Genomic DNA, 6,456 nt, shown 5'->3' on the forward strand with positions numbered 1-6,456 from the left:
ACAAGGAGGGAGAGAAATATTACTTCATACACCGTTCCTTCCAGGAGTATTTCACGGCGGTGTATTTTGCATCGGGGTTTGATACTAAGCTTATCAACGTGGGCAAGTTCTTTGATACCAATGGTGCCCGTAACTATGACAAGACCTTTGACATGCTTTACGACATGATTCCAAATAAGGTGGAGCGTTTTATCTTTATGCCGTATCTCGAAAAGCTTCTGGCCGGAAAAGGCAGAGAGGCATACTGGTCATTCCTCGAGTCGGTTTTTGGATATCTGTACTATGTATGACTGCGCCACCAACCTGGATTGCCCTCCTTCGGGATATTCGAAACCGTTTCTGTACGAAAAAATTCATAATCTGATTAAACCGGATTTGTTAGACCGAGTGGTTTATTCTGGTGACGTTGATATTTCCATTGAAGCATTGAATAAGGAAATCTACACAGAGCTTTGCGTTCCGTGTGATCCTACGGGAACTGATGTCTACATGGGAGTTGAGCTTCCTATAAGTGCCGTTCGTCAGCATCCGGAAAAATTCCCGAATGTAAGACGTTTGGTAGAGTCTGATGACTTCTTCATGATGCAGGAATACAACAATGTAAAAGCATATTATGAAAAGCTCCGGAGAAGAATTCAGGACGAAGAGGACTCGGATGATTTGTTTGATTAGCTGTATATAGTTTTTAAGCTGGTTTTAACGGTTTTTATGCTAATTATTGTAATTAAATCTTATTACGAGAAACTAAAAGACCAAGGTTGCTTGATTATTTTGTGAAGCAAGATAAAATTGATAACAATAATTGAATTCACACTGCCAAAAGCATCTGTTATATCTAGTATTACGCTGACTTTGATACGAGTTGAAATGTATATCCTCCCCCTTGATATGTAAAGGTTAAAAGAAATACGATGGGCAGAATAGTTGTAAATACCTAAGACAAATCACTTACAGTCAGACCATTCTTTATCGACGATACAACTATACACCTTTATGATAACTAAATAATTGAAAGATAATGAAAAATTTGCTAATTGTTTACATTTATGTCCCGTGGCAAAATATAAAATTTAATAGCAGAGGATTAAGTTTAGTTATTATTTTTATACGTTAAGGAATTTTTATGTATTTGGACTCTGTTGCACAATATATTTTTAATATAAATAATTTTGTTATGGTTAAGAATAATATCGTTTTTGGAGGTAAAGCAATTATTCATGCGTAGACTCTGGACATAGTGAAATATAAATCACATAATCGAGTAGAATTATTGTAATAGTATAAGGCTGTGAGAAAGATGAATTTTCAAGATACGCAATTATGGAAAGAATCAATCGCAAATGAAAACTATGGTCATATTAATCTTAGAGAAAAATTAAAATCTGCGTTTATTCAATCACGAGAAAATGCCAGCTTCGTTTTGAAAAAGATACGTGATGATTTTCCTAATCTTACAGTACATGACATAACTCATGCTGATGGACTTTGGCAAGTGGCAAGTGTAATTGTAGGTGATAAATACCCTGTTTCTCCATTAGAAGCGTTTGTCCTTGGTTGTGCATTTCTTATGCATGATGCAGTTTTATCTTATGATGCTATAGGTGGTATTAAGCATTTGAGATCCTTAAAAGAATGGAAAGATTATTATGAAGATTACCGAAAAGACGATTCGTTAGAAGAAAATGAAAAACTGTTTGAAACAGATTTTATGGCAATTAGATTATTACATGCCAAAAAAGCTGAGGATTTGCATAATCAGTTATTTAAAAGGAGTGATGGCTCAAGTTTTTATTTGATAGAGAATGAGTCACTTCGTGAACATTATGGAACGATTATTAGTCAAATAGCAGGAAGTCACCATTGGAATATTGAAGATGTGGATAAGAAATTTGATATACAGGTACCACCGACATCCGAATATCCGAATGAATGGAGAATAAATCCCTTAAAACTTGCATGTATATTAAGATGTGCTGATGCAGGACATATTGATGATGGGAGAGCTCCAGACTATTTACTAAGATTGTTAAAACTGAATGGAGTTTCAAAAAATCATTGGGTCGCGCAAAATAGACTTTCTCAAATTGATATAGATTTAGGCGATAAAGAAAAGCTAATTATAAAGTCTAATATAAATTTTAAAGAAGAAGATTTCGCAGCATGGAATGTTGCGTACGATGTAGTTCGTATTTTGGATCATGAACTTAAGACGTCTAATGAATTATTGAAAAAAAAGAGTATTGATGAATTTCAAGCGAAGGGTGTTAGCGGGGCAGATTCAAAAGAGGAATTGAGAAAGTATATTAAAACAGAAGGTTGGGAGCCATACGATGCATTTGTTCATATTAGCAATGTTGAGAAACTAATAAAAAATCTTGGAGGAGAAAAACTGTATGGAAAAGAGCACAAACTAGAGATAGTGCTTCGAGAACTAATACAGAATTCAAGGGATGCAATAGTTGCAAGACGATATATAGATGGTGATTTTAATGGAAAAATTCTCATAGAAATAGAAGAAAAAGAAGACGGAACATGGATTTCGGTTATCGACGATGGCGTGGGAATGTCAATATCAACCATAAAGGACTATTTTTTAAATTTTGGTTGTAGTTTTTGGTCCTCGGACTTATCCAAACAGGAATATTCTGGATTGAATTCGTCTGGTTTTAAATCTGTTGGTCAATTTGGAATAGGGTTCTACTCCATATTTATGGTAGCAAAAATCGTAATTGTTGAAAGTAGAAAATTTGATTTATCACTAAATGATAATATAGTGCTTAAATTTTTGAATGGATTATGTTTAAGCCCGATTGTTTCACATAAGAGAGGAGTATCTAACACATCAACGATAGTAAGATTTCTCTTAGATCCTCAAAAAGTTGAGTGGAAAAAGAAATATACTATGAAGCCATCTGTTATAGGATCGATTTCATTTGACGTTCCATATGCTTCAATAATTTCACGTATTGCTGCAGGAATTGATGTTGATGTTTATTATAAAGAACTAGGAAACGAGGAAACAAGAGTTCATTTAGATATAAATAAAATTCGTGAAGGAAGTGATGAATTAAAAGAATGGTTAAAAGATATAACTTATGCTAGATATAGAGATAGCAATTCATATTTGGCATATATAGAGGCAAACTATCAGAGGCTCAGAAGAATTGATATTGATGGCTCATTTTATGGTATCGCCGCAATAAATACATTTTGGAATAATCAGTCTTCATACTTTGATATTTCTTCTGTAGGTGGTCTATCAAACATTGATTGTGGTAATAGTGATTATGTTGGTTGCTTGATATATGAAACAGACACAGCAAGAAGAGACGCTAAAGTTGGAAACATAAACCTTTCTAGGTGGGCGAATGAACAATTATGTATTCTAAAAAATGGCTCGCTTTCTGATAATGATAGACTATTTTTGCCATACGTACTAGGAAAATACGGTATAGATATGACAGATGACATGTTGATGTTGGTTTTTGATGGTGATAGTAGTAATTATTTACGGTGCAATTTTAAGGAATTGATTGTTAATTTAGCCGAGGATAATAAGAAATTCATCATTGGTTTATCTTCAATAAGCAGCAATAGCAGAGCAGATAACTTTTTGGATGTAGAACGTAGTATTCAACAAGTGTCAAAAGATGAGACACTATTTATTCCGATAATGAATAGCGGATTCTTAAGTGTCAAACAAGATGATACAAATTTTCATACAAACTTGCTGTGGTGTATTAATAAAGTATGTAATGACTTGGGATTCAAAGTATCTTCATCTGAAGAAGACAATAAAACAGTTTCGCGTTTTGAAGGAAAAAGAAAAGCTCTAGTTTTAACGTTTTCAAAATGAAATGAATGAGTTTAGTCATTTAACTTATCCTTTCTGGCATTGTACATAAGGACATGAGAACCATCCTGTGGCCATCACAACCATGATAAGAAATAATAGCTCAGACTCAAAGAAAAGGTAGAAAATTATTTAAAAAGGGAGAACAGCTAAATGAATATATCCAAACCTGATTACTAAACGGGACAACTGGCACATAGTACAGAACCCAAACTAACATGAACATCGATATTTATTTAATATCCTCCAAATGATAAGAACCTCTGACGTGAATATCTTTTGGAACAGATTGAACATGATCACGAGTGGTTAGGATATATGAAAGCATTCCACCTTATCAAATTTGTGCAAAAAGTTCTTGCAATGCAAATTAGAAGGTATCGATATAAGAATAGTATTTTGCTATCAATACAATAATTAAAGATATAATCAAAAAATTAATTATTATTTATGTTGTGTATGATGAAGATTCGTTAAATAAAATTATATGATTGGTGCGCAATTAGTATTAACTTAGGGTAAATAATTGATTTATTTGAGAACTTTATTAAAACTACATTACTCAAGCCAACCTTTTTTAAGATAATGATTTTGAATTAACAATTTCAGATGTACTGCATATTTGTTTATACTGAAATATAAATGAGTTTATATTAGAAACAAATTATTAGATATAAACCACCTAAAAGGCTACCTTTATTATTTTTGATTGATAATTGGCAAAGAATAGAGAGATATATATGGGATTATACATAAAAGATACTGATATCGAATTATCCAATTTATTTGAATTGAATCAACCACTATCACCAGAAATTAAAAACAATATAGATAATATTGACTTTATTGCGATACCTAGTAAATATACAGATGGTTCATGTTATTATGCTAAGGAATCTGTTAATTTTATAAAATATTGCAGGCAAAAAGATTTTAATCATTCTTATAAGCTTTTGGATAGTGGCGATGTAAGTGAACTTTCACTTCATTCCTTTGATATTTGGATGCCTATCATTTGGGTTAGTTCCAATGTTTTACTCCCGTTGGCAGTAAGTATGGCTGCAAACTACATACATGATAGAATGAAAGGGCGTGAAAATGAAGATGCCAAAGTTGATATGACATTTATTATAAAATCAAAAGGGAAAAATAAATCATTACACTATAATGGAGATGCCAAAGCATTTAAAAAGTCTTTTGATAAAATTGATTTGAATAAAATGTGAGTTTCATAATGTTACAATATTTTATTAAACATCGCGAACTTCGTCAGGTAACCTATATTTTTAAACAATTAAATTGCCTAAAGGAACGACTATTATTAAATAATTTTGACGATGCGTTTAAAGAATTTGAATCTTGTCAAGTGGCTTTTAATGAAATTGAGTCATTTTCAAAGCAAAACAATGATGAACAATTAGCAAACTCAAATTATGTGTTTAAATGTTATTTCATGTTGTTCTGTCATTTAATGTTATACTTTAATGCATTAAAGAAGAAAAATTATGCAAATTCATGGGTGCTTTTGCAAGATTGCATTGATGACGTTCGTCATATAGGGCGTTTTGCAGAAGAACGATTGGAAGTAACCGAGATATTAAAACTGTTATTAGTGTATGAATCACTGTACCCATATACATTTTTTGCAAGTCCGGAAATTGTAATTGAAAAATCAAAATGTTCTATTTGTGGAAAATCAATGCAGAATCTAGAGTGTGATCATATTAAAGGAAATCTGTATTGGGGAAAAATTGCTAGAGCTCATATTGAGGAAATAAAAACATTGTCCGCTATAAGTATTGTCACTCACCCTGAAAATAAAAGGTGTGTTCTTGAGTTTATTGAAGAAAGCATAACAGAAGTTGAAAAATTTAAAAAAATAGATGAATTCTTAAAACTAGGTCTGCCTTATTTTCAAATGTTTAAAATTAATCCACAATATAAATATATATCAAAAGGATGTATAACAAAAAGAAACGAAAAATGTCCATGTGGAAGTGGCTTAAAATTCAAAAAATGTTGTGGAAAAGAAATGTTTCTCAAATATATTAACTATATTGTTAAACCTGAGTATAAAATTAGATTACACTTTTTTGGCGTGTGAACCAAACTCTGTAAATTACGTATAGCAAAAAATATCGTAAAAACTCCTGAGATATAATTTAACTTATATAATCAGGAGTTTTTCATTATGGTTAAAGAAAAGAAGAACGTCCACCGAATCCAAATGACTGAGGGGAAACGTCAGATCATTCAGCAGCTTCTTCAGGAATATAACGTATGCGTGTAAGCAAATAGGGTTATTTAAAATTGAAGCTCACTGTGCTACTACCACAGTGAGTTTTTGATATTGTAAAGGTTTAGTCCTCGGAAGCTGTTTCAGCCTTACGCAGGTCTTCCAGATTATTTGACCTGCAGTATGCGGGAACCTTGTCTGACCACGGCAGAAGATGACTCATGTTGCTGAGTACGTTCTTCGGTCTTACCGAACTGATTTCCGTAAGAAGCCATTCAAGATATTTGTACGGAGCCAGACCGTTGGCTATCGCTGTCTGGATGATTGTGTAGTATCCGGCACTGACATCGGCTCCGTTCTCCGTGAA

The 6,456-nt window shown here is 32.6% G+C and carries 6 protein-coding genes; 5 read left to right on the forward strand and 1 reads right to left on the reverse strand.

Going from position 1 to position 6,456, the window contains the following annotated elements:
- Positions 1–59: 59 nt before the first annotated feature.
- From T489_RS0112615 to T489_RS13875, 5 genes are all read left to right on the forward strand, one after another.
- Positions 60–290, forward strand: coding sequence for a hypothetical protein (locus tag T489_RS0112615; RefSeq protein WP_157608275.1), 231 nt, complete (start codon positions 60–62; stop codon positions 288–290).
- The gene (locus T489_RS0112620) at positions 283–672 is read left to right on the forward strand and encodes a hypothetical protein (protein WP_031580362.1); all 390 of its coding nucleotides are present in this window, start codon (positions 283–285) and stop codon (positions 670–672) included. Before T489_RS0112615 ends, T489_RS0112620 begins: the two co-directional genes overlap by 8 nt.
- Positions 673–1,297: 625 nt before the next feature.
- Positions 1,298–3,856: an HD domain-containing protein gene (locus tag T489_RS0112630; RefSeq protein ID WP_031580363.1), complete on the forward strand. Its 2,559-nt coding sequence runs from the start codon at positions 1,298–1,300 to the stop codon at positions 3,854–3,856.
- A gap of 737 nt (positions 3,857–4,593) precedes the next feature.
- Positions 4,594–5,079 carry a hypothetical protein gene (locus T489_RS0112635; RefSeq protein ID WP_031580364.1) on the forward strand — a complete coding sequence of 162 codons (486 nt, stop codon included), beginning with the start codon at positions 4,594–4,596 and terminating at the stop codon, positions 5,077–5,079.
- Between the two features lie 8 nt (positions 5,080–5,087).
- Positions 5,088–5,957: a YecA/YgfB family protein gene (locus T489_RS13875; protein ID WP_037320169.1), complete on the forward strand. Its 870-nt coding sequence runs from the start codon at positions 5,088–5,090 to the stop codon at positions 5,955–5,957.
- A 256-nt stretch (positions 5,958–6,213) separates the two neighbouring features.
- On the opposite strand, the gene T489_RS13880 is transcribed toward T489_RS13875, so the two are convergent.
- Positions 6,214–6,456: transposase domain-containing protein (locus T489_RS13880; RefSeq protein ID WP_051622154.1), on the reverse strand; the 243-nt coding region annotated here is incomplete at its 5' end.

Source organism: Ruminobacter sp. RM87 (assembly GCF_000701925.1).
GTDB lineage: Bacteria > Pseudomonadota > Gammaproteobacteria > Enterobacterales > Succinivibrionaceae > Ruminobacter > Ruminobacter amylophilus.

Coding starts and splice junctions, on each gene's coding strand:
- T489_RS0112620 (WP_031580362.1), top strand. CDS start 283: ATGTATGACTGCGCCACCAACCTGGATTGCCCTCCTTCGGGATATTCG.
- T489_RS0112630 (WP_031580363.1), top strand. CDS start 1,298: ATGAATTTTCAAGATACGCAATTATGGAAAGAATCAATCGCAAATGAA.
- T489_RS0112635 (WP_031580364.1), top strand. CDS start 4,594: ATGGGATTATACATAAAAGATACTGATATCGAATTATCCAATTTATTT.
- T489_RS13875 (WP_037320169.1), top strand. CDS start 5,088: ATGTTACAATATTTTATTAAACATCGCGAACTTCGTCAGGTAACCTAT.